21 protein-coding genes and 1 rRNA gene are annotated in these 20328 nt (G+C 72.5%); 2 read left to right on the top strand and 20 right to left on the bottom strand.

What is annotated here, in order from left to right; all coding sequences use genetic code 11:
- The first annotated feature begins 33 nt into the window (after positions 1-33).
- Entirely contained in the window at positions 34-648 is a 615-nt protein-coding gene (locus tag NYZ95_RS16715; protein ID WP_262852465.1) for an alpha/beta fold hydrolase, read from the top strand.
- A gap of 8 nt (positions 649-656) precedes the next feature.
- Here the strand turns inward: NYZ95_RS16715 and der are convergent, their stop codons facing one another.
- The 19 genes from der to NYZ95_RS16620 all read right to left on the bottom strand — a co-directional run bounded on the left by der (position 657) and on the right by NYZ95_RS16620 (position 18983).
- Positions 657-2006, bottom strand: a complete 1350-nt coding sequence (gene der, locus NYZ95_RS16710; protein WP_262852464.1) for a ribosome biogenesis GTPase Der — start codon at positions 2004-2006, stop codon at positions 657-659.
- Positions 2003-2695: a (d)CMP kinase gene (gene cmk, locus NYZ95_RS16705; protein ID WP_262852463.1), complete on the bottom strand. Its 693-nt coding sequence runs from the start codon at positions 2693-2695 to the stop codon at positions 2003-2005. The genes der and cmk overlap by 4 nt, the downstream gene beginning before the upstream one ends.
- A 26-nt stretch (positions 2696-2721) precedes the next feature.
- Positions 2722-3804, bottom strand: coding sequence for a prephenate dehydrogenase (locus NYZ95_RS16700; RefSeq protein WP_262852462.1), 1083 nt, complete (start codon positions 3802-3804; stop codon positions 2722-2724).
- The gene (locus NYZ95_RS16695) at positions 3801-4538 is read right to left on the bottom strand and encodes a pseudouridine synthase (protein ID WP_262852461.1); all 738 of its coding nucleotides are present in this window, start codon (positions 4536-4538) and stop codon (positions 3801-3803) included. Before NYZ95_RS16695 ends, NYZ95_RS16700 begins: the two co-directional genes overlap by 4 nt.
- The gene (gene scpB / locus NYZ95_RS16690) at positions 4535-5206 is read right to left on the bottom strand and encodes an SMC-Scp complex subunit ScpB (protein ID WP_262852460.1); all 672 of its coding nucleotides are present in this window, start codon (positions 5204-5206) and stop codon (positions 4535-4537) included. The genes NYZ95_RS16695 and scpB overlap by 4 nt, the downstream gene beginning before the upstream one ends.
- Positions 5193-6053: a segregation and condensation protein A gene (locus NYZ95_RS16685; protein WP_262852459.1), complete on the bottom strand. Its 861-nt coding sequence runs from the start codon at positions 6051-6053 to the stop codon at positions 5193-5195. The genes scpB and NYZ95_RS16685 overlap by 14 nt, the downstream gene beginning before the upstream one ends.
- A complete protein-coding gene (locus NYZ95_RS16680; RefSeq protein WP_262852458.1) occupies positions 6050-6385 on the bottom strand; it encodes a hypothetical protein in 336 nt (111 codons plus the stop codon). The genes NYZ95_RS16685 and NYZ95_RS16680 overlap by 4 nt, the downstream gene beginning before the upstream one ends.
- Entirely contained in the window at positions 6370-7257 is an 888-nt protein-coding gene (locus NYZ95_RS16675) for a ParA family protein (protein ID WP_262852457.1), read from the bottom strand. The genes NYZ95_RS16680 and NYZ95_RS16675 overlap by 16 nt, the downstream gene beginning before the upstream one ends.
- A 100-nt stretch (positions 7258-7357) precedes the next feature.
- On the bottom strand, positions 7358-8293 hold the full coding sequence (gene xerD / locus NYZ95_RS16670) for a site-specific tyrosine recombinase XerD (RefSeq protein ID WP_262852456.1): 936 nt from the start codon (positions 8291-8293) through the stop codon (positions 7358-7360).
- Entirely contained in the window at positions 8294-9406 is a 1113-nt protein-coding gene (ald, locus tag NYZ95_RS16665) for an alanine dehydrogenase (protein ID WP_262852455.1), read from the bottom strand.
- A 53-nt stretch (positions 9407-9459) separates the two neighbouring features.
- Positions 9460-10110 (bottom strand): NUDIX domain-containing protein, encoded by a 651-nt coding sequence (locus tag NYZ95_RS16660; protein ID WP_262852454.1) that lies wholly within the window; start codon positions 10108-10110, stop codon positions 9460-9462.
- On the bottom strand, positions 10107-11801 hold the full coding sequence (pyrG, locus tag NYZ95_RS16655; RefSeq protein ID WP_262852453.1) for a CTP synthase: 1695 nt from the start codon (positions 11799-11801) through the stop codon (positions 10107-10109). The genes NYZ95_RS16660 and pyrG overlap by 4 nt, the downstream gene beginning before the upstream one ends.
- A 175-nt stretch (positions 11802-11976) precedes the next feature.
- A complete protein-coding gene (locus NYZ95_RS16650; RefSeq protein WP_262852452.1) occupies positions 11977-12873 on the bottom strand; it encodes a copper transporter in 897 nt (298 codons plus the stop codon).
- The gene (steA, locus tag NYZ95_RS16645) at positions 12873-14039 is read right to left on the bottom strand and encodes a putative cytokinetic ring protein SteA (RefSeq protein WP_262852451.1); all 1167 of its coding nucleotides are present in this window, start codon (positions 14037-14039) and stop codon (positions 12873-12875) included. The genes NYZ95_RS16650 and steA overlap by 1 nt, the downstream gene beginning before the upstream one ends.
- Positions 14040-14107: 68 nt before the next feature.
- A complete protein-coding gene (recN, locus tag NYZ95_RS16640) occupies positions 14108-15811 on the bottom strand; it encodes a DNA repair protein RecN (protein WP_262852450.1) in 1704 nt (567 codons plus the stop codon).
- A 2-nt stretch (positions 15812-15813) separates the two neighbouring features.
- Positions 15814-16800: an NAD kinase gene (locus NYZ95_RS16635; protein WP_262852449.1), complete on the bottom strand. Its 987-nt coding sequence runs from the start codon at positions 16798-16800 to the stop codon at positions 15814-15816.
- Positions 16797-17630 carry a TlyA family RNA methyltransferase gene (locus tag NYZ95_RS16630; protein WP_262852448.1) on the bottom strand — a complete coding sequence of 278 codons (834 nt, stop codon included), beginning with the start codon at positions 17628-17630 and terminating at the stop codon, positions 16797-16799. Before NYZ95_RS16630 ends, NYZ95_RS16635 begins: the two co-directional genes overlap by 4 nt.
- Positions 17627-17857, bottom strand: a complete 231-nt coding sequence (locus NYZ95_RS16625) for a hypothetical protein (protein WP_262852447.1) — start codon at positions 17855-17857, stop codon at positions 17627-17629. Before NYZ95_RS16625 ends, NYZ95_RS16630 begins: the two co-directional genes overlap by 4 nt.
- Positions 17858-17885: 28 nt before the next feature.
- Entirely contained in the window at positions 17886-18983 is a 1098-nt protein-coding gene (locus NYZ95_RS16620; RefSeq protein WP_262852446.1) for an HAD-IIA family hydrolase, read from the bottom strand.
- A 44-nt stretch (positions 18984-19027) separates the two neighbouring features.
- Between NYZ95_RS16620 and NYZ95_RS16615 the strand changes: the two genes are divergently transcribed.
- Positions 19028-20128 (top strand): DUF1015 family protein, encoded by a 1101-nt coding sequence (locus tag NYZ95_RS16615; protein WP_262852445.1) that lies wholly within the window; start codon positions 19028-19030, stop codon positions 20126-20128.
- Positions 20129-20203: 75 nt separating this feature from the next.
- On the opposite strand, the gene rrf is transcribed toward NYZ95_RS16615, so the two are convergent.
- A 5S ribosomal RNA gene (rrf, locus tag NYZ95_RS16610) occupies positions 20204-20320 on the bottom strand.
- Positions 20321-20328 lie beyond the last annotated feature (8 nt).

Below are 20328 nucleotides of genomic sequence, written 5' to 3'. Positions count from 1 at the left end.
GCCGACGGCCCGGTCTGCGCGTAGGGTCGCGTCATGCCCGTTCCCGTCGTCCTCCTCCCCGCGCTCGGCGAGACCCGTGAGGACTGGGACGAGATCGCGGCGGTGCTCGGTCGCGACCGCGACGTGCACGCGCTCGATCTGCGGGGGCACGGCAAGGCCGACCGCGAGCCCCCGTACACGTTCGCCCGCATGCGCGAGGACGTGGTGGCGACGCTCGACGCGCGCAACCTCGACGAGATCGACCTGGTCGGGCACTCCCTCGGCGGCGCGCTCGCCTGCCAGATCGCCGCCGCGCAGCCGCAACGCATCCGGCGCCTCGTCCTCGAGGACGTCGGTGCGCTGCGGCCCCGTACGCCGAACCCGCCTCAGCGGCCGCCGGGCCCGCTGCTGTTCGACTGGGACATGGTGCTGACCGTACGGCGCCAGCTCGACTCCCCCGACCCGCAGTGGCGCGACGAGCTGGCGCTCATCATCGCGCCGACGCTCGTCCTCGCCGGCGGCCCCGAGAGCCACGTCCCGGACGAGACGATCGACGAGCTCGTCGCACGCGTCCCGGACGCCCGCCGCGTCACCATCCCCGTCGGGCACCTCATCCACCGTGCCGCCCCGCAGGCCTGGCTCGACGCCGTCGTGCCCTTTCTGGCCTAGGGCGTACGTCAGCGACGCTTGCGCTTCTCGCGTACGCGCTGCTGGAGGTGGATCGGCGAGCCCTCGAACCCGAACTCCTCGCGGAGCCGGCGCTCGATGAAGCGCAGGTACTGGTCCTCGAGCTTGCCTGACGTGAACAGGATGAACGTCGGCGGCGCCACGCTGGCCTGCGTCCCGAACATCACCTTCGGCTGCTTGCCGCCGCGCACCGGGTGCGGGTGCTCCGCGACGAGCCGGCCCAGGAACGAGTTGAGGAGGCCGGTGGGCACGCGGGTGTACCAGCCGTCGAGGGCCGTGTTGAGCGCACGCACGACCCGGTCGACGTGCCAGCCGGTCAGCGCCGTGATGTTGACGCGCGGCGCCCACTGGACCTGGACGAGCTCGCGGGTGATCTCGCGATCGAGGTAGTAGCGGCGCTCGTCGTCGACGAGGTCCCACTTGTTGAACGCGATGACGAGCGCGCGCCCCGCCTCCTCGACCTGGCGGATGATCCGCAGGTCCTGCTCCGAGATCGGCTCGCTCGAGTCCAGCACGACGACGGCGACCTCGGCACGCTCGATCGCGGTGGTCGTCCGCAGGCTCGCGTAGTACTCGTGCCCCGACGCCTCCTTGACCCGCTTGCGGATGCCGGCGGTGTCGATGAACCGCCACACCTCGTCGCCGAGCTCGACCAGCTCGTCGACGGGGTCGACCGTGGTGCCGGCGACGCTGTCCACGACGACGCGCTCGGACCCCGCGAGCTTGTTGAGGAGGCTGGACTTGCCGGCGTTCGGCTTGCCGACGAGGGCGACCCGGTGCGGGCCCTCGTCCTCGTCGTCGGTCTCCTGAGGAGCCTCAGGGAGGACGTCGAGGATGATGTCGAGCAGGTCGCCGGCTCCGCGCCCGTGCAGGGCGGAGACGGGGAACGGCTCGCCGAGGCCGAGGTTCCAGAGGGACGCGGCCTCCAGCTCGCCGCGCTCGTCGTCGACCTTGTTGGCCACCAGGATCACGGGCTTGCCCGAGCGCCGCAGGACCTTCACGACCTCCTCGTCGGCGTCGGTGATGCCGATCGTCGCGTCGACGACGAACAGCACCGCATCCGCGGCTGCCACCGCCACCTCGGCCTGCGCGGCGATCCGCTCGGCGAGGCCCTTCGCGTCGGGGTCCCAACCACCCGTGTCGACCACGGTGAACTCGCGTCCGCTCCACTCCGCGTCGTACGAGACGCGGTCGCGGGTGACGCCCGGGACGTCCTGGACGACGGCCTCGCGACGCCCCAGGATGCGGTTGACGAGGGTGGACTTGCCGACGTTGGGGCGACCCACGACGGCGAGCACGGGGACGCGTACGGCGTCCCCGTCGTTGACGGATTCGGTCATGAGGGGGATCCTCCGAGATCAGGGACGGCCTTGGCCGCGAGGCGGACGACCTCGTCGATCACTTCGTCGAGCGTCAGGTGCGTGGTGTCGAGCTCGACGGCGTCGGCAGCCTTGGCGAGCGGGGACGTCGCCCGCGACGAGTCGATGGCGTCGCGGCGCTGCAGAGAGGCAGCGGTCGCCTCGACGTGCGCGGCCTCCGACTGGCCCTGCTCGGCGGCCCGGCGGGCGGCGCGCGCTGCGGTGTCGGCGACGAGGTAGATCTTGAGCGGGGCGTCCGGGGCGACGACGGTCCCGATGTCGCGGCCCTCCAGGACGATGCCGTGCGACGCGGCGATGGTCTCGCGCTGGAGCGTGACGAGCCGCTGACGCACCTCGGGCACACGGCTGACCTGGCTCACGGCGTCGGTGACGCGCTGGCTGCGGATCTCGACGGAGACGTCCACCCCGTCGGCGGCGATCGTCGGCGCCTGCGGGTCGGTGCCGGAGACGATGTCGACGTCGCTCGCGGCAGCGGCGACTGCGGCCGCGTCCTCGACGTCGACCCCGCGCTCGAGCACCGCCCACGTCATCGCGCGGTACATCGCCCCGGTGTCCAGGTAGGCAAGGCCCAGCCGCGCGGCCACACCTCGCGCCGTGCTCGACTTGCCCGATCCGGAGGGGCCGTCGAGAGCGATGACTACTGGGGGCACGGGGCCAACCTTTCTCAGGGGCTTGTTCACAGGTACGCGGTCCAGCCGCGGTCGGTGAGTGCGGCGGCGAGCTCCTCGGCCCGCTCCGCACGCACCGCGATCTCGGCCACACCCACCGGGCGGCCGAGGTCGTGGTCGATGCGCAGGTCTTCGATGTTCACTCCCGATTCTCCCGTATCACGGAAGAGACGTCCCAACTCGCCCGGCTGATCGGGGACCTGGACGAAGACCGTGGTCAGCGCCGGGGTGCGCTCCTCGCCGTGCTTGCCCGGGATCAGGCGCGTCCCGGAGACCCCGCGACCGAGGACGTCCTCGATGACCTGGCCGCGTTCGATGCCGTCGAGGAGCTCGTCGAGGTCGTCGCGCACCCCTCGGAGCAGCTCGACCAGCGGGAGCCGGTTGGCGTGGAGGATCTGGCGCCAGAGGGTGGGATCGCTGGCCGCGATCCGCGTGACGTCGCGCAGGCCCTGCCCCGCGAGCGCCAGGTGCTCGGCAGGGCCGCCGTGCAGCCTGGAGGCGGTCAGCACCGACATCACCTGAGGCAGGTGGGACACGCGGGCGACGGCGAGGTCGTGCTCGTCGGGCGGCATCTCGACCAGCGTCGCGCCGACCGCGCGAGCGACGTCGCGCACGCGCTCGAGCGTCACCTCCGCCGCTGCCGCGTGCGGGGTGATCGCCCACGCGCGCCCCTCGAACAGCGTCTCGGACGCCGCCGTCGGGCCGGACCGCTCGCTGCCGGCCATCGGGTGGCTGCCGACGTAGCGCTCCAGCCCGTCGGTGCCGGCCGAGGCGAGCGCCTCCAAGGGCGGCAGCTTCACGCTCGCCACGTCGGTGACGACCGCGGACGGCCACTCGGCCAGGGCGTCGGCGACGACCTCGGCCACGAAGTCGGGCGGCACGGCCACGACGACGAGCGCGACCCTCTCCGGATCGTCGATCGTGCCGGCACCCAGCATCTGCGCCGTACGGGCGTGCTCGGGCTGGGCGTCACGCAGGTGCACGCGGACGCCGGCCCGGGTCAGCGCCAGGGCGACCGACGTCCCGACGAGACCGCACCCGACCACGAGGACGGGACCCTCGAGCGTACGGGGCGAGACGTCGGCACTCACAGCTCCACGCTATCCAACAGCACCCCGAGCTCCTCGGACGTGAGCTCGCGCAGGTCCCCGGGCTTCATGCCGCCGAGGTGGAGGCCACCGAACCCGGTCCGGGTCAGGCGGACCACCGGGTGACCCACGGCGTCGAGCATCCGGCGCACGATCCTGTTGCGACCGAGGTGGATGTCGAGCTCGACGATGCTGCGGTCCGCGGCCGTCTGCTTCACGACGAACCGGTCGACCGCGACCGGGCCGTCGTCGAGCGTGATGCCCTCGCGGAGCGTCCGGCCGAGGCCGCGGGCCACCTGGCCCTGGACCTCGGCGACGTACGTCTTGGTGATCTCGTACGAGGGGTGCGCCATGCGGTTGGCGAACTCACCGTCGTTGGTGAGCAGCAGCAGCCCGCTCGTGTCGGTGTCGAGGCGCCCGACGTGGAAGAGCCGCTCCGGGCGGTCGGCCACGTACGACGACAGGTCTGGCCGGCCGTGCTCGTCGCTCATCGTCGAGACCACCCCGCGGGGCTTGTTCAGGACGAGGTACACGTGGTCCGTCGCGGGCGGGATCCGCTTGCCGTCGACGTGGATGACGTCCGTACGGGGGTCGACGCGACGTCCCATCTGCGTGACGACCTCGCCGTTGACCGAGACGCGGCCGCGCTCCATGAGGATCTCGCAGGCGCGTCGCGAGCCGACGCCCGCCTGGGCGAGCACCTTCTGCAGGCGGACGCCTTCGGGCAGCTCGGTCATGCGTGGTTCCCTTCGTTCTCTTCGTTCGCGTCGTCGCCGGGCGCGGTCTCACCCGCGGCGGCCGGGACGACCGTGGTGGCGCCCAGTTCTTCCGGGTCGTCCATCTCGCTCATCTCGGGCAGGAACGGCGCCAGGTCGGGCAGCTCGTCCAGGCTCGAGAGACCCATGCGCTCCAGGAAGTACGGCGTGGTCGCGTACAGGATCGCTCCCGTCTCGTTGTCCGCACCGGCCTCCGCGACGAGACCGCGCGTCACCAGCGTGCGCATGACTCCGTCGACGTTGACCCCGCGGATCCCCGAGACCCGCGCACGCGAGATCGGCTGCCGGTAGGCGACCACGGCCATCGTCTCCAGCGCTGCCTGGGTGAGGCGCGCCTGCTGGCCTTCGAGGACGAACCGCTCGACCGCACCGGCGTACGCCTCCCGGGTGTAGAACCGCCACCCCCCGGCGACCTGACGCAGCTCGAAGCCACGCTCCTCGTCGTCGTACGACCGTGCGAGCTCGACCAGCGCCACCTCGACGTCGGCCGGCGGGTGCCCGACGGCGGAGGCGAGCACGAGCGCGTCCAGCGGCTGGTCGGCGACCATGAGCACGGCCTCCAGCGCGGGGCGCAGCGGGTACGACGGCGCCTCTGCGGTGCCCGGGTCCGTCGCGTCAGTCTCGTCCATCGTCATCCTCACCCTCGGCCACCGGGGCCGACCCCTCGTCGTCTTCGTCGAACTCCGCACCGACCTCGATCTCGCCCTCCTCGCTGCCGGTCCACCGGATGGTCAGCTCGCCCAGAGGTGTGACCTGGTCGAACGCGACCACCCCTTCGCGGAACAGCTCGAGGAGCGAGAGGAACCTCGCCACCTTCGTCAGCGTGTCCGGTGCGTCGGCAACCAGCGTCCGGAAGGTCAGCGACGACCCCCGGCGCAGCCGTTCGACGACCACGACGGCCTGCTCCCGCACGCTGACCTGCGGTGCGTGCAGGTGCGCCAGCGACAGCACCGGCGGCGCCTTCGGCTGCATCGCCTTCGCGGCGAGGACCGCCAGCTCCTCCGGACCGATGCTGATGAGCACCTCGGGCAGCAGCGTCGAGAACCGCTCCTCGAGGGCCACCGCGCGGGGGAACCGCTTCGCCTCCTCGTCGAGACGTTCACGCATCCGTGCCGCGACCTGCTTGAAGGCGCGGTACTGCAGCAGGCGCGCGAACAAGAGGTCTCGTGCCTCCAGCAGCGCGAGGTCGTCCTCGTCCTCGACCTCGGCTTGAGGCAGCAGGCGGGCGGCCTTGAGGTCGAGCAGCGTCGACGCGACGAGGAGGAACTCGGTCGTCTGCTCCAGGTCGCCGTCGGGGCCCATCGCCTTCAGGTGCGCGATGAACTCGACCGTCACCTTCGACAACGCGATCTCGGTGATGTCGAGCTTGTGCTTGGCGATCAGCTGGAGGAGCAGGTCGAACGGACCCTCGTACGCGTCGAGGTGGACGACGAACCCCGTCGAGGCCGTCTGATCGCCTACCTCGGGTGAGCTCACGTGACCCCGAGCCGTCGGGCGAGCTCGCTGTCGGACCCGTTCTCGTCGTAGTCGGCCAGCGCGATGGCGAGCGCTACACGGATCAGTCGCCCACGGTCCAGAGCCTGGCCGAGGTCGCGCCGCAGCTGCAGGCGCGTGTGCTCGAGCTCGAGCAGCTCGTCGGAGGTCATGTAGACCGTCACCTTGCTGTCGTGCTTGACGCGTCCGCTGGAGCGTCCCGAGGCACCGTTCGACTCCTCGACGGCGGCCGGGGCGGCCTCCGGCGCGGGCTCGGGAGTGGTGGTCGGTCGGAAGAGCTCGTCAGCGCCAGGAAGTTTCACGCGCCGGGGCACCGGACGAGCACCTCCCGTGCAAGCTGTCGATACGCATCAGCACCCGGCGAGTCGGGCGCGAAGTCCAGGATGGGCTCTCCGGCCACCGTGGCGTCGGAGAATTTCACCGTCCGGCGGATCACCGTGTGGAACACCTTGTCTCCCCAGCCGTCCACGAGCGTCTGGAGCACCTCGCGGCTGTGGAGGGTCCGGCTGTCGTACATCGTGCCGAGCAGGCCGATGATCTCGAGGTCGAAGTTGGTCCGCTGCCGCACCTTCTCGATGGTCTCCTTGAGCAGGGCGACCCCGCGCAGGGCGAAGTACTCGCACTCCAGCGGGATGAGCACCCCGTCGCAGGCCGTCAGCGCGTTCACGGCGAGCAGGCCGAGCGACGGCTGGCAGTCGATGAGGATGACGTCGTAGTCGTTGAGCACCGGCCGCAGCATGCGCGCGAGGGTCTGCTCGCGCCCGACCTCGTGGACGAGGTGCATCTCGGCACCGGACAGGTCGATGCTCGACGGCAGCAGGTGGAGGTTCTCGGTGCGGGTCTTCAGCAGGACGTCCGACACCTTGACGTCGTCGTGCATGAGCAGGTGGTAGACGGTCGCGTCGAGGTCGTGCGCGGGGATGCCCAGACCGACGGTCATCGAGGCCTGCGGGTCGAAGTCCACCAGCAGGACGCGACGCCCCGTCTCCGCCAGGGCGGCCCCGAGATTGATGGTCGTGGTGGTCTTGCCGACCCCGCCCTTCTGGTTGCAGAGCGCGATCACGTAGGCCGGGCGCCCGCTCGGTGGCTGGGGCTCCGGAAAGGTCGGTAAGGGGCGACCGGTCGGCCCGATCTCGGCGTCGGCCGACGGTCCGAGGTCGCCGAGCAGATCCCTGGTGTCGTTCATGCGCACTCGATCCCGTGGCTGTGCTTTCCCGTGCTGGGGCTGTCTGGACTGTACCAAGTCGACAAGTCTCCACTCCCGCGCCACGCGGAGGTGTGACAGGTCACGCGAGGGCGCGCGGATGGGCGGTCGCGTAGACCTCCCGCAGCTTGTCGATCGTCACCAGCGTGTACACCTGGGTGGTCGTCACCGAGGCGTGCCCGAGGAGCTCCTGGACGACGCGGACGTCGGCGCCGCCGTCGAGCAGGTGGGTCGCGAACGAGTGGCGCAGCGTGTGCGGGGAGACGTCGCCACCGATCCCGGCCTGCTGGGCCGCCTTGGACAGCACGGCCCATGCGCTCTGGCGCGACAGCCGGCCGCCGCGCGAGTTGAGGAAGACCGCTCCCCCGTTGTCGCGGCCGCTGACCAGGCCCGGACGGACGTCGAGGAGGTACTTCCGCAGCGCGTCCACGGCGAAGCGACCGACCGGCAGCATCCTCTGCTTGCCGCCCTTGCCCCGCAGCAGCACCTGGGCGACCTCGAGGTCGAGGTCGTCCACGTCCAGCCCGACGGCCTCCGAGATCCGCGCGCCGGTGCCGTACAGCAGCTCCAGCAGGGCGCGGTCCCGGACCGCGAGCTCCGTCCCGGCTGCCCCGGCGGCGTCCAGCAGCGCCTCCACGTCCTCGACCGCGAGCGCCTTGGGCAGCCGTCGCGGTGGCGCCGGCGGCTTGACCTCCGCGGCCACGTCGCGTCCGACGACCCCCTCGCGGACCGCGAACTTGTGGAACCCGCGGGCAGCCACCAGCGTCCGGGCCGCGCTCGGCGCCGACAGTGCCACGTGGTCCTCGTCGCCCTCACGCAGGTGCGCGAGAAAGTCGGTCACGTCGGCTTCGGCGATCTCGTCGACGGAGGTGATGCCGCGGCTGTCGAGGTACGCGGCGTACCGCCGCAGGTCGCGCCGGTACGACGACAGGGTGTTGGCCGCGAGACCGCGCTCGATCGCGAGATGGCTGAGGTACTCCTCGACGAGCCGACCGACGGGGTTCCGGTCGTCGGCCACCTACGCCACGACCTCGTCGGGCGACACGCAGGCGAGCCCGTGCGCCTCGGCGACGCCTTCGTTGGTGATCCGGCCGTCGTGCACGTTCAGTCCGGCACGCAGTGCCGGGTCGGTCCGCAGGGCGTCACGCCACCCCGCGTCCGCGAGCGCCAGCACGTACGGCAGCGTCACGTTCGTGAGGGCGTACGTGGAGGTGTGCGGGACGGCACCCGGCATGTTCGCGACGCAGTAGAAGACGGACTCCTCGACGACGAACGTGGGCTCCACGTGGGTCGTGGGACGTGAGTCCTCGAAGCAGCCTCCCTGGTCGATCGCGATGTCGACGAGCACGCTCCCCGGACGCATCGCCGCCACCATGTCGTGGCTGACCAGCCGAGGAGCCTTGGCTCCGGGGACGAGCACCGCACCGATGACGAGGTCGGCGGCGGCGACCGCACCCTCGACCTGGTAGCGGTTCGACGCCACGGTCTGCACCCGTCCGCCGAACTCGATGTCGAGCTGACGCAGCCGCGCCACGTTGATGTCGAAGAGGGAGACCCGTGCCCCCATCCCCACGGCCACCGCCGCGGCGTTGCGTCCGGAGACGCCACCGCCGAGCACCACGACGTCGGCAGGGTGGACCCCGGGGACGCCGCCCATGAGCACGCCGCGCCCCTCCGGGGCCAGCAGATGGTAGGCGCCGACCTGGGCCGCGAGCTTGCCGGCGACCTCGCTCATCGGCGCGAGCAGCGGCAGCGTGCCGTCGGCGGCCTGGACGGTCTCGTACGCGATCGCCGTCGTCCCCGACCCCACCAGCGCGTCGGTGCACTCCCGGGAGGCGGCGAGGTGGAGGTAGGTGAAGAGGACCTGGTCACGCCGCAGGAGGTGGTACTCCTCAGGGATCGGCTCCTTCACCTTGAGCAGCAGGTCCGCGGTGCCCCAGACGTCGTCCGCGCCGGGAAGGATGTCGGCGCCGGCACGGACGTACTCCTCGTCCGGGATCGACGAGCCCACACCCGCCCCGGCCTCGACGACCACCTCGTGGCCTGCCTCGCGCAGCTCGCGCACCCCGGCCGGGGTGATCGCGACGCGGTACTCGTGGACCTTGACCTCGCGTGGGACGCCGACCTTCATCGTGCTCTCCTCCCCGGGGCCGCACGTCGCGCGGCGCACCGACACAGCCGATCCTAGGCGCGGGCACCCCCGCGCGCGCTCACGAAGCAGGCCAGAAGGCCCGCGACGGCGAGCGAGTTGGTGATCCGGCCGTCGAGCACCGCGGCCACCGCCTCCTCGAGCGGAACCCACACCGCGGTCATGTCGGCCTCCTCGTCCAGGCGCTCGGTGCGGGCGTCGTCGCTGACGGGCTCCAGCCCGCGGGCCAAGAACACCTCGACACGCTCGTCTGTGAAGCCCGGGGACGAGCGCAGGGTCACGAGGGACTCCCACGACGAGGCGACGAGGTCGGCCTCCTCGGCGAGCTCGCGAGCCGCCGCGTCACGCGGTGCCTCCCCCTCGATGTCGAGCAGACCCGCGGGGAGCTCGACGAGGCGGTGACGGACCGGGTGGCGGTACTGCTCGAGGAGCAGCACGCGACCCTCGTCGTCCTGGACCACGATGCCGACGGCGTCGGCATGGCGCACGGTCGTCCGGTGGATCGCCCCACCCTCGGGCGTCGCCACCTCGTCGAGGACCACGTCGACGAACGACGAGGCGTACGGCGTCCGGCTCGCGCGGACGGGCCAGGACTCGGCACGGTCGCCGAACCGCTCCCCCTCGGCGAGCAGCAGCCCCGGCAGGCCCGGATGAGGGACCCGGCCGGGGTCCGCCGCCGCGCTCACGCCGTGGCTTCGGCCGGGTGCCGCCGCAGCCCCGCCTCGTCGACGGGCAGCCGCAGCTCGCGCTGGCGGTCGATCGCCGCCGAGACGAGCCCGGCGAACAGCGGGTGGGGGCGGGTCGGGCGCGAGCGCAGCTCCGGGTGCGCCTGCGTGCCGACGTAGTACGGGTGCTCCTCGCGCGGCAGCTCGACGAACTCGACGAGGTGGTTGTCCGGCGAGACCCCGGAGAAGACCAGGCCTGCCTTCTCCAGCGTGTCGCGGTAGCCGTTGTTGACCTCGTAGCGGTGGCGGTGACGCTCGGAGACCTCCGTCGCCCCGTACGCCTCCGCGACGACCGATCCCGGTGTCAGCCGCGCCGCGTAGAGCCCGAGCCGCATGGTGCCGCCGAGGTCGCCGGCGCCCTCGACGAACGCCTCCTGCTCGGCCATCGTGGCGATGACCGGGTGCTCGGTCGAGGGGTCGAACTCGGTCGAGCTCGCGTCGGGGATGTCGGCGCGCTGACGGGCGTACTCGATGACCATGCACTGCAGGCCGAGGCAGAGGCCGAGCGTCGGGACCTTGTGCTCGCGCGCCCAGGTGAGCGCACCGAGCTTGCCCTCGATGCCACGGATCCCGAAGCCGCCGGGCACGCAGACCGCGTCCACGTCACCGAGCCACTGCTGCGCGCCCGCGGGCGTCCGGCACTCGTCGGACGGCACCCACTTCACGTGGACCTTCGCCTCGTGCTCGAAGCCGCCGGCCCGCAGCGCCTCGACGACCGAGAGGTAGGCGTCGGGCAGGTCGACGTACTTGCCGACCAGGGCGACGGTCACCTCCTCCTCGGGCTCGTGGACGCGGTGCAGCAGCTGGTCCCACTGCTTCCAGTCGACGTCGCGGAACGGCAGGTCGAGCCGCCGGACAACGTACGCGTCGAGGCCCTCGGCGTGCAGGACCTTCGGGATGTCGTAGATCGACGGCGCGTCCGCAGCCGTGACGACCGCCTCGGCGTCGACGTCGCACATCAGCGAGATCTTGCGCTTGACGCCGACCGGGATCTCCCGGTCCGAGCGGCACACGATCGCGTCCGGCTGGATGCCGATCGAGCGCAGCGCGGCCACCGAGTGCTGCGTCGGCTTGGTCTTGAGCTCCCCCGACGGGCCGATGTACGGCACGAGCGAGACGTGGAGGAAGAAGCAGTTGTCGCGGCCGATCTCGTGCCGGACCTGACGCGCGGACTCGAGGAACGGCTGGGACTCGATGTCACCGACCGTGCCGCCGATCTCGTGGATCACGACGTCGACGTGCGGGCCGCCCATCGAGAGCATGCGGTCCTTGATCTCGTTCGTGATGTGCGGGATCACCTGGACCGTGTCGCCGAGGTAGTCGCCGCGCCGCTCGCGGGCGATGACCTCGGAGTAGACCTGGCCGGTCGTCACGTTGGCGCGGCCGACGAGGTCCTCGTCGAGGAACCGCTCGTAGTGGCCGATGTCGAGGTCGGTCTCCGCACCGTCGTTGGTGACGAACACCTCGCCGTGCTGGAACGGGTTCATCGTGCCGGGGTCGACGTTGAGGTACGGGTCGAGCTTCTGCATCGTGACCCGCAGACCGCGAGACTTCAGCAGCCGTCCGAGACTGGAGGCCGTGAGCCCCTTGCCCAGGGAGGAAGCTACGCCGCCGGTGACGAAGACGTGCTTGGTGGGCACCGAGTTTGCCAAGAGAACTCCCGTGATCGTGTGGGCCGTCATTGGAACGCTGCGCGTCTGAGGGCTGCGCTCTGGGAGACGACAACCCGATCAGTGCACACGCTCACGGAGTTTCACCCTACCAAGTCTCGGCAACGACCTGGGACGCCACGCGGACGACGGCATCCCGCTGTGACCCTCCGTACGGTCACGCGGCCGGCGGGAAGGCTCCGCCGTCGGCCCCGGACGTGCCGTAGTGCCCGGCGTCTCCGGCGGCTTCCCGCTGGAGCGCGAGGACGGTCACGACGTCTCCGAACGGCACCCCGAGCACGTCGACGGTGGACACGGCGTCCGCGCCCGTCCCGCCCCGTACGGCCTCGACGGCGCCGCCGCGTGCGCCCGCCCCGACCGGTCCGGCGACGAGGGTTCCGGCGCCCGCTGCGTCCAGGCCGCCGACGAGGGACGTGAGCAGCTCGCCGCGGCCCTGGGAGAGGTTGTCGCGCGAGCCCGCGACCACGACCGCCAGCTGCGCCCGGTGCGTGGGGCGAGGGTCGGAGGTGAGCAGCTTCCCCTCCGCGAAGGCCGCCAGGATCGTCTGGGCATGGGCATCGGCCGGGGTGGTCTCCTTGGCCGACAGGGCCCGCCCGAGGGCAGCGGCGACCAGCTCGTAGTTGGCCAGCCCGTCGGTCGGGGTGTCGGCCACCCCCTTGAGAGCTTGCTGCGCGATGCCGCTGGTGAACTGCCGGTCGGCGGGGTCGAGCAGGCGCTCGGTCAGCGCGACCGTGCCGACGACCGAGCCGCCGGCGGCCTTCAGCGCCGTACCGACCGCCTCGACGGACTCCTCCGAGGCGCCGGGGAGCGTCACGAGCACGACGGACCGGCCGGTGAGACGGCCGGTGACGGGAGCCGTGCCGAGCGTCTCCTGATAGGCGTCGGCCACCTTCCGGGCGGCCGTGTCCTCGGCCGTCGCGACCGGCGCGGGACGGTCGGCGGCCACCGCGGGCTCCGGCTCCGCCCCGTCGAGCACCCCCGCTCCGAGAGCGATCCCGGCGGAGAGGGCGAGGACGAGCGCGGCACCGCCGACGACGAGCGAACGGATCGGCATCAGCCTCGGATCTCCTGAGCAGTGGTGGTGAGCCAGTCGCGGGCCGACTCGAGCCACTCGGCACCGACCGGCGTCGTGGCGAGCGCGGCGCCGAGGGCGACCAGGGCGACGAGCAGGACGAGCAGCACCTGGAAGAGGGTGAACCGCGGCCGGTGCAGGCCGACCATCGCGCGCGCGTCGACAAGCCTGGCGCCCAGCCGCAGCCGCGTGAGATAGCGGGTCGCACCGCCCGAGCGCGCGGAGTCCAAGAACTCCTCGAGGGTGCCGAACCCACCGACGGTGACGACCACGCGCGCGCCGCGGGCGTCGGAGAGGAGCAGCGCCGCTTCCTCCGACCCGCTGGTGCCGGGGAACTCGACCGCCGTCCGCTGCAGGCGCTCGAGACGCTCTTCGGTCTCGGCGTGGAGACGGGACTCGGTGACGACGATCTCGCCGGCGGCACGCAGCGTACGGTCACCCATCTGCGACAGGTCGCCGACCACGACGGCGGGGTCGTACCCGGCCGCGACCAGGGCATCGGCCCCGGAGTCGACGCCGACGAGGACGGGCTTGCGCTCCTTCAGGTAGCGCCGCATCGTCTTGAGCTCGGCGGCGGACTCGGGCCCGGAGAGCACGACCACCACCTCACGGCCGTCCAGCGACGTCGCGAGCTCGGGGATGCCGACACCCTCGAGCAGGAGGGCATGCTCGCGACGCAGGTACTCGCCGCTGTTGGCGGTCAGCGTCTCGAGCTGCACGGCCATGCCGGTACGCCCACGACTCAGCATCTCCGCGACGAGCTCGTCGTCGACGAGCGTGCCCTCGGCGACCACCTCGTCGCCTCGCACGAGCTGCGCTCCGTCGAGGCCGACCTTGTCTCCGTCCTTGACCCGGGTGAACAGCTCCGTCCCGACAGCGTCCAGGAGCGGGACGCCCGCACCGACCAGCACCTGCGGCCCGAGGTTCGGGTAGCGCCCGGTGCTCGTCGGCGCCGTGTTGACCACCGCGACCGCTCCCCGCAGGCGCAGTGCCTCGGCCGTCGTACGGTCGAGGTCGGGCAGGTCCACGACGGCCACGTCCCCGCTGCGGACGCGCTTGACGTCGCGTGCGCTGCGCACGAGGCGGACCGGTCCCTGGACGTCGAGCGTGGTGTCAGGGGCGGTTCTCCGGAGATTCAGCAGGCTCACCGTCGTCATGCTGCCACCGGGGTCGGCAGGAAACCGGCAGGCCGCGTCCCGGCGTGTCCTGCGACCGCTCAGCGCAGCGCGCGGTCCTCGGCGGCGAGGTCGACGAGCTCGCGGGCGTGGGCCTCCGCGGTCGCCGAGCCCTCCAGGCCGGCGAGCATCCGCGAGAGCTCCGCGACCCGCTCGTCGTCGTCGAGGAGGGCGACGTCGCTGGTGGTGACGGTGCCGTCGTCGGACTTCAGCACGTGGTAGTGACGGTCGCCGAACGCGGCTACCTGCGGGAGGTGCGTGACGACGACGACCTGGGCGTTGGCCGCGAGTCGGGCCAGGCGCCGGCCGACCTCGATCGCCGCCTTGCCACCGATCCCGGCGTCCACCTCGTCGAAGACGAAGGTGGGCACGCTCGCCTTGTCGGCGAGCACGACCTCCAGCGCGAGCATCACCCGCGAGAGTTCGCCGCCGCTGGCGCCCTTGGCGAGCGGCCGCGGTGCGGCACCGGCGTTGGCCGCGAGGAGCAGCTCGACGTCGTCGACCCCGTCCGGTCCGAGGTCGGCGGGCTCGGGCGTCTCAGGGGTACGCACCTCCACCTCGAGCCGCGCGTGGGGCATCGCGAGCGCCTCCAGCTCGGTCTCGACCGACGCCGCGAGCCGTCCGGCCGCGTCCCGTCGTCGCGCGCTGATCTCGGCGGCACGGGCGAGGAGGTCGGACTCGAGCGCCGCGATCTCCTCCTCGAGCGTCGCGATCCGGTCGTCGTCGCCCTGCAGCGTCTTCGTACGCTCGCGCGCGTCCTCGGCCCACTGCAGCACGTCGGCCAGCTCGGGCCCGTACTTGCGGGTGAGGCCGGTCAGCGCGGCGCGGCGCTCCGAGACCGCGGCCAGGCGCGCCGGGTCCACCTCGACGCCGTCGGAGTACGAGGCCAGCTCGGAGGCGACGTCGGTCACGGTGAAGCGGACCTCCTCCAGGCGGCGTGCCTGCACGTCCAAGGCCGGGTCGTGCTCGCGCACCGCGTCGAGCAGCGCGCCTGCCTGCCCGAGGAGGTCGAGCACGTCGGCGGCGTCGTCGACCTCCGACAGCAGCGTGTGCGCCTCGGCGGCGGCCCGGACCAGCGACTCTGCGTGCGCGAGCCGTCCCTCCTCGACGCGCAGCGCCTCGTCCTCACCCTCCTCCGGCGCGACGGCCGCGATCTCGTCGAGGCCGAAGAGCAGGACGTCGAGCTCGCGCAGCCTCTCCTGTCGGGCGGCGACGAGCTCGTCGTACGCCCGCCGGGCCTCGTGCAGCCGCGCGTACGCCGGGGCGTACTCCGTGAGCAGGCCGACCACGTCGCCGAACCGGTCCAGCGCCTCTCGCTGGGCGCTCGTGCGGAGCAGCCGGTGCTGGTCCGACTGGCCGTGCACGGCAACCAGCTGCTCGCTGACCCGCGCCAGGACTCCCGCCGGCACGGAGGCACCGCCGAGGTAGGCGCGCGAGCGCCCGTCGCGGCCGATCGTGCGCGCGACCACGAGCTCGTCGCCGTCGAGCTCGGCAGGCGTGTCGTCGAGCACCGCGCGGACGGCGTCGAGGCCGCCGACGTCGACCGTCGCCTCGACGCGGAGCCGGTCGGCGCCGTGCCGGACGAGACCGGCGTCGGCGCGGGCGCCGCGCAGGAGACCCAGCGCCGTGACGACCATGGTCTTGCCGGCGCCGGTCTCACCGGTGATGACGGTCAGCCCCGGACCGAGCGACAGCTCGGCGTCCGCGATCACGCCGAGGGAGGACAGCCTGATCTCCTGCCACACGGTCAGACCCCCTCTGTGCGGTCGGGAGCCGGGCTCGCCTCGGCCTGGGCCTGCTCGCTGTGCCGCTGGGCGGCCGCGCCGCGCCAGCCGCTGACGGGCAGGTCGAACTTGCGGACGAGCCGGTCGGTGAACGGGGCCTGGTGCAGGCGTGCCAGACGGATCGACTTCTCCCCCTGCCGGACCTCGACGCGGGCGCCCGGCGGAAGCTCGTACGTCCGGCGTCCGTCGCACCACAGCACGCCTGAGGCAGGCGCCTCAGGGATGACCTGGATCGCCAGGAGCGACGTCGGTGACACGACCATCGGCCGGGCGAACAGCGCGTGGGCGCTGATGGGCACCATCAGCAGCGCCTCGACCTCCGGCCAGACGACCGGGCCGCCGGCGCTGAAGTTGTAGGCGGTCGAGCCGGTCGGGGTCGCGCACACGACCCCGTCGCACCCCCACCGCGAGACCGGGCGGTCGTCGATGGCCACCACGACCTCCAGCATCCGCTCGCGCGAGGCCTTCTCGACGGTGGCCTCGTTGAGCGCCCAGCTGCGGGCGACCTCGCGGTCGTCGACGAAGACGCGCGCGTCGACGGTCATCCGCTCCTCGACCGTGTAGTCGCGTGCCACCACGCGCCGGACGGTGTAGTCGAGGTCGTCGACGTCGGCCTCGGCCAGGAACCCGACGTGGCCGAGGTTGACCCCGACGAGCGGGGTCCCGCAGTCACGGACGAGCTCGGCGGCACGCAGGATCGTGCCGTCACCGCCGAACACGACGGCGAGCTCGCACCCGCGTCCGGCGTCGTCGGTCACCGGCACCACCTCGGCGTCCGGGAGCCCCCAGCGCCCCAGTGCCTCGGCGTCCTCGGTGACGACCCGGACGGCGATCCCCTCGGCGGCCATCGCCTGCGCGAACTCCGCGGCGACCTTGCTGGCCTCCTCGCGCCCCGTGTGGGCGAGGATCAGCACACGTCGCCCCTGCGACGACGACGGCGCGACGCTCATCGCTGCTCTCCTCCACTCGGCCGGCCCAGCGGTCCGGCGTCCACCGCAGCACGCACCTCGTCCTCGGTGACTCCTGCGGCGTCTCGCCGGAACCACCCAAAGTACTCGACGTTGCCGGTCGGTCCGGGCAACGGGCTGGCGGCCACCGCGCGCGTCCCCCAGCCGATCTCCGCTGCTGCGGTGCACACGCCCATGACGGCCTCGACGTGGAGCTCGGGGTCGCGGACGACGCCCTTCTTGCCGACCCGCTCCTTGCCCACCTCGAACTGCGGCTTGACCATCAGCACCATGTCACCGTCGTCCACGCACAGGCGCGCGAACGCGGGCATCACCAGCGTCAACGAGATGAAGGACAGGTCGGACACGACGAGCTCGACCTGCCCGCCGATCGCCTCCGGCGCGAGGTCACGGACGTTCGTCCGGTCGTGCACGTCGACCCGAGGGTCCTGCTGGAGCGCCCAGACCAGCTGGCCGTACCCGACATCGACCGCGACCACCTCGCGTACGCCGCGCCGCAGCAGGACGTCGGTGAACCCGCCGGTCGAGGCGCCGGCGTCGAGGCACCGGCGTCCTTCCACGCTCAGCCCGAGCGGCTCGAAGGCCTCGAGGGCCCCGAGAAGCTTGTACGCCCCGCGCGACGCGTACCCGGGGTCCGACTCCGCGTCGCGGACCACGATCGCCTGGTCGGTCGTCACCTGGGTGGCCGCCTTGCCGGCGCGCGCTCCCGCGACCGTCACCCGACCCTGCGCGATCAGGTCGCTGGCCTGCTCGCGCGAGCGCGCCAGGCCGCGGCGGACGAGCTCGGCATCGAGGCGCAGTCGCCTGCTCACGGGACCTCGGGGCGAGGCGGGGGCGGGCCGGGCGGCGCAGGCGGGCGGGGGCCCGGCGCCTGGCCGGCGGTCTGCAGCACCTCGCGCAGCTTCGCGTGGACCGCCTCGTAGACCTCGAGGTGGGAGTCGACGGGGAGGTCGGCGAGCCGCTCGAGGTCGCTCAGGACGGCCTCGACCCGAGGGTCGCGTGCCGCCTGCTCGTGGTCGGCGGGTCCGCCATCGGTCATTGCGCGCTCCTTCGTGTCGGCTCGTCGATCATCGCACTCCCCACTGACGGAGCGCGTCTCGTACGGCGCTCGTGTCGAGCCGGTCACCAGACTCACCACCGACCTCGTCGCGCCGGTGCCACGCCAGCCCGACCGCTGCCCGCAGCAGGTCCACGGCAGCCTGCCCGTCCTCGGGGACGGCCCCTCCGTCGACGACCAGCCGGCCGTCCCGGCACAGCACCGCCACGCCGCCGCAGCGCGCCGCCTCCAGACCGTCGACCGTCACAGGGCGCTGCAGCAGCTCCAGTCCTCGCAGGTCAGGAGCCAGGTACGTCGGCCGAGCGTACGCGCCGGCGGCGACGGCCGTGTCGAGGTCGCACACACCCGTGAAGACGAGCAGGCTGTCTGCGCCGACGTTGTTCGCGCCCTCGATGTCGGTGTCGAGGCGGTCGCCCACGACCAGCGGTCGCTCGCCGCCGACGCGCAGGACCGTCTCGTCGAACAGCGGCGCGTACGGCTTGCCGGCGACCTCGGGGACGCCTCCGGAAGCGGCGGCCACGGCGGCGACGAGCGTCCCGTTGCCGGGTGCCATGCCGCGCTCGGTCGGGATCGAGGTGTCGGTGTTGCTGACGATCCACGGGACCCCGGCCGCGACCGCGTAGGCGCCCTCGGCGAGCTGGGCCCAGCCGAGGTCGGGCGAGAAGCCCTGGACGACCGCGGCGGGATCGTCCTGCGCGGAGCGCACCGGCACCAGGCCCCGTTCCTCCAGCGCCTGGACGAGGCCCGCTCCCCCCACGACGAGGACTCGCGAGCCTGCGGGGACGAGGTCGGCGACGAGCCGTCCGGCCGCCTGTGCCGACGTGACGACGCTGTCGTCCTCGGTCGGCATCGAGAGCGCGCGCAGCTTCGCGACGACGTCCGCCGGCGTCCGGGAGGCGTTGTTCGTCACGTACGCGAGGCGCATCCCGTGGCCGGCGGCCTCGCTGAGCGCCTCCGCGGCGTGGTCGACAGCGCCGTCGCCTCGGTAGACGACACCGTCGAGATCGAGCATCGCGACGTCGTAGGCGGCCCGCAGCGGCGTGTCGCACGCCGCGAGCGCAGGGACGAGACGGCGGCGGGGATCGGGGGGATTCGTGTGGTCGGGCATCGCCGACCAGCGTAGGCCCCGCGGCCCTGGCCTACGATGCACCGGTGGACAACGGCGTGATCCGCCCGTTCAGGGCTGTGGGTTTTCGAGGCGGCAGCGACGTCGTGACGTCGCGCACCTACGTACCGTCGGTCAGCTGGTCCCGCGTTCCTTCTGACCTTCCTCCTCACCACGTCCTCCGGCTGCTCGAGCCGGCGTTTCGCGACGACGACCCGCAGAAGGCGGCACGCACCGCGTCCGCGTGGTTCGACGACGGCGTCCTGGAGCAGGACTCCGAGCCGTCCCTGTACGTCTCCCGCACGCAGGAGGGCGGCCATGAAGCCGTCGGCGTCCTGGCACTGGTCGATCTCGAGGCAGGTCGCCTCCGGCCGCACGAAGACGTGATCGCCGCGTACGCCATCCGGCAGGCGCGCCTCGCGGAGGCCACCCGTGCGCACTGGGAGCCGATCACCGCCTACACGACGCAGGAGCCGGTGGCGCCGCTCCTCGATGCCCTGACGGCCGGTCGGCCGGACCGCCGGGCCGGCGCCGAGGGGCGTACCGACGAGGTCTGGGCCGTCTCCGAGCCCGGGGCGATCGGCGCGCTCACCGCGCGGCTCGCGTCGCAGCCGTTGGTGATCGCCGACGGGCACCACCGCTACGCCGCGTGGCGGACGTCCCCTGAGCGTGCCGGCCGCTACGCCCTCACCCTGGTCCTCGATCCCCCCTCGATGCGGGTCGGTCCGATCCACCGGGTGGTCGCCGACATGGACCTCGACGAGGCGCTCAAGGGACTCCCGCTCCCTGTCGTGGAGCTCGGCGGAGGTGACGAGGCGGGACGCTTCGTCGCCGTGGGCGAGTCACGCTGCGTGCTCACCGACGGGCACCGGTTCCTCGGCGTCGACGCGTACGAGTGCGCCCCGCGCTGGGTCGAGGACGTCTTCACCCCGCACCACGGCCTGGAGTCCGACGCCGTCGCCTACGACCCCGACCCGCGCAGCGCCGCGCGCGCCGCCCGAGAGGCCGGCGGTGTCGCTCTTCTCCTCGCCACTCCCGCGCTCACGACGGTCACCCGCGCGGCGACCACGGGACGGTTGCTGCCCCACAAGTCGTCGTGGTTCCGCCCCAAGCCGCGGGTCGGCATGGTCATGCGCCGCTGGGAGTGATGCGAGCAGCGCCGAAAGGCACGCAAAAATGACCGTAGGCCGTCACCAGTGGTGACGGCCTACGGCCTAAATATTGTCCGGCGGCGTCCTACTCTCCCACACAGTCTCCCGTGCAGTACCATCGGCGCTGAAGGGCTTAACTTCCGGGTTCGGAATGTTGCCGGGTGTTTCCCCTTCGCCATGGCCGCCGTAACCCTTTG

Origin of the sequence: Mumia quercus (assembly GCF_025506335.1) — a bacterium.
Taxonomy (GTDB): Bacteria; Actinomycetota; Actinomycetes; order Propionibacteriales; family Nocardioidaceae; genus Mumia; species Mumia quercus.
Note: the sequence above shows the minus strand (reverse complement) of the source record. Positions and strands in the feature narration are given on the sequence as shown.

Bases quoted from the DNA above. Each gene is read 5' to 3' on its own strand.
- NYZ95_RS16715 (WP_262852465.1), top strand. From the start codon at position 34: ATGCCCGTTCCCGTCGTCCTCCTCCCCGCGCTCGGCGAGACCCGTGAG.
- der (WP_262852464.1), bottom strand. From the start codon at position 2,006: ATGACCGAATCCGTCAACGACGGGGACGCCGTACGCGTCCCCGTGCTC.
- NYZ95_RS16695 (WP_262852461.1), bottom strand. From the start codon at position 4,538: ATGACCGAGCTGCCCGAAGGCGTCCGCCTGCAGAAGGTGCTCGCCCAG.
- scpB (WP_262852460.1), bottom strand. From the start codon at position 5,206: ATGGACGAGACTGACGCGACGGACCCGGGCACCGCAGAGGCGCCGTCG.
- NYZ95_RS16675 (WP_262852457.1), bottom strand. From the start codon at position 7,257: ATGAACGACACCAGGGATCTGCTCGGCGACCTCGGACCGTCGGCCGAC.
- ald (WP_262852455.1), bottom strand. From the start codon at position 9,406: ATGAAGGTCGGCGTCCCACGCGAGGTCAAGGTCCACGAGTACCGCGTC.
- NYZ95_RS16650 (WP_262852452.1), bottom strand. From the start codon at position 12,873: ATGCCGATCCGTTCGCTCGTCGTCGGCGGTGCCGCGCTCGTCCTCGCC.
- NYZ95_RS16635 (WP_262852449.1), bottom strand. From the start codon at position 16,800: ATGAGCGTCGCGCCGTCGTCGTCGCAGGGGCGACGTGTGCTGATCCTC.
- NYZ95_RS16625 (WP_262852447.1), bottom strand. From the start codon at position 17,857: ATGACCGATGGCGGACCCGCCGACCACGAGCAGGCGGCACGCGACCCT.
- NYZ95_RS16620 (WP_262852446.1), bottom strand. From the start codon at position 18,983: ATGCCCGACCACACGAATCCCCCCGATCCCCGCCGCCGTCTCGTCCCT.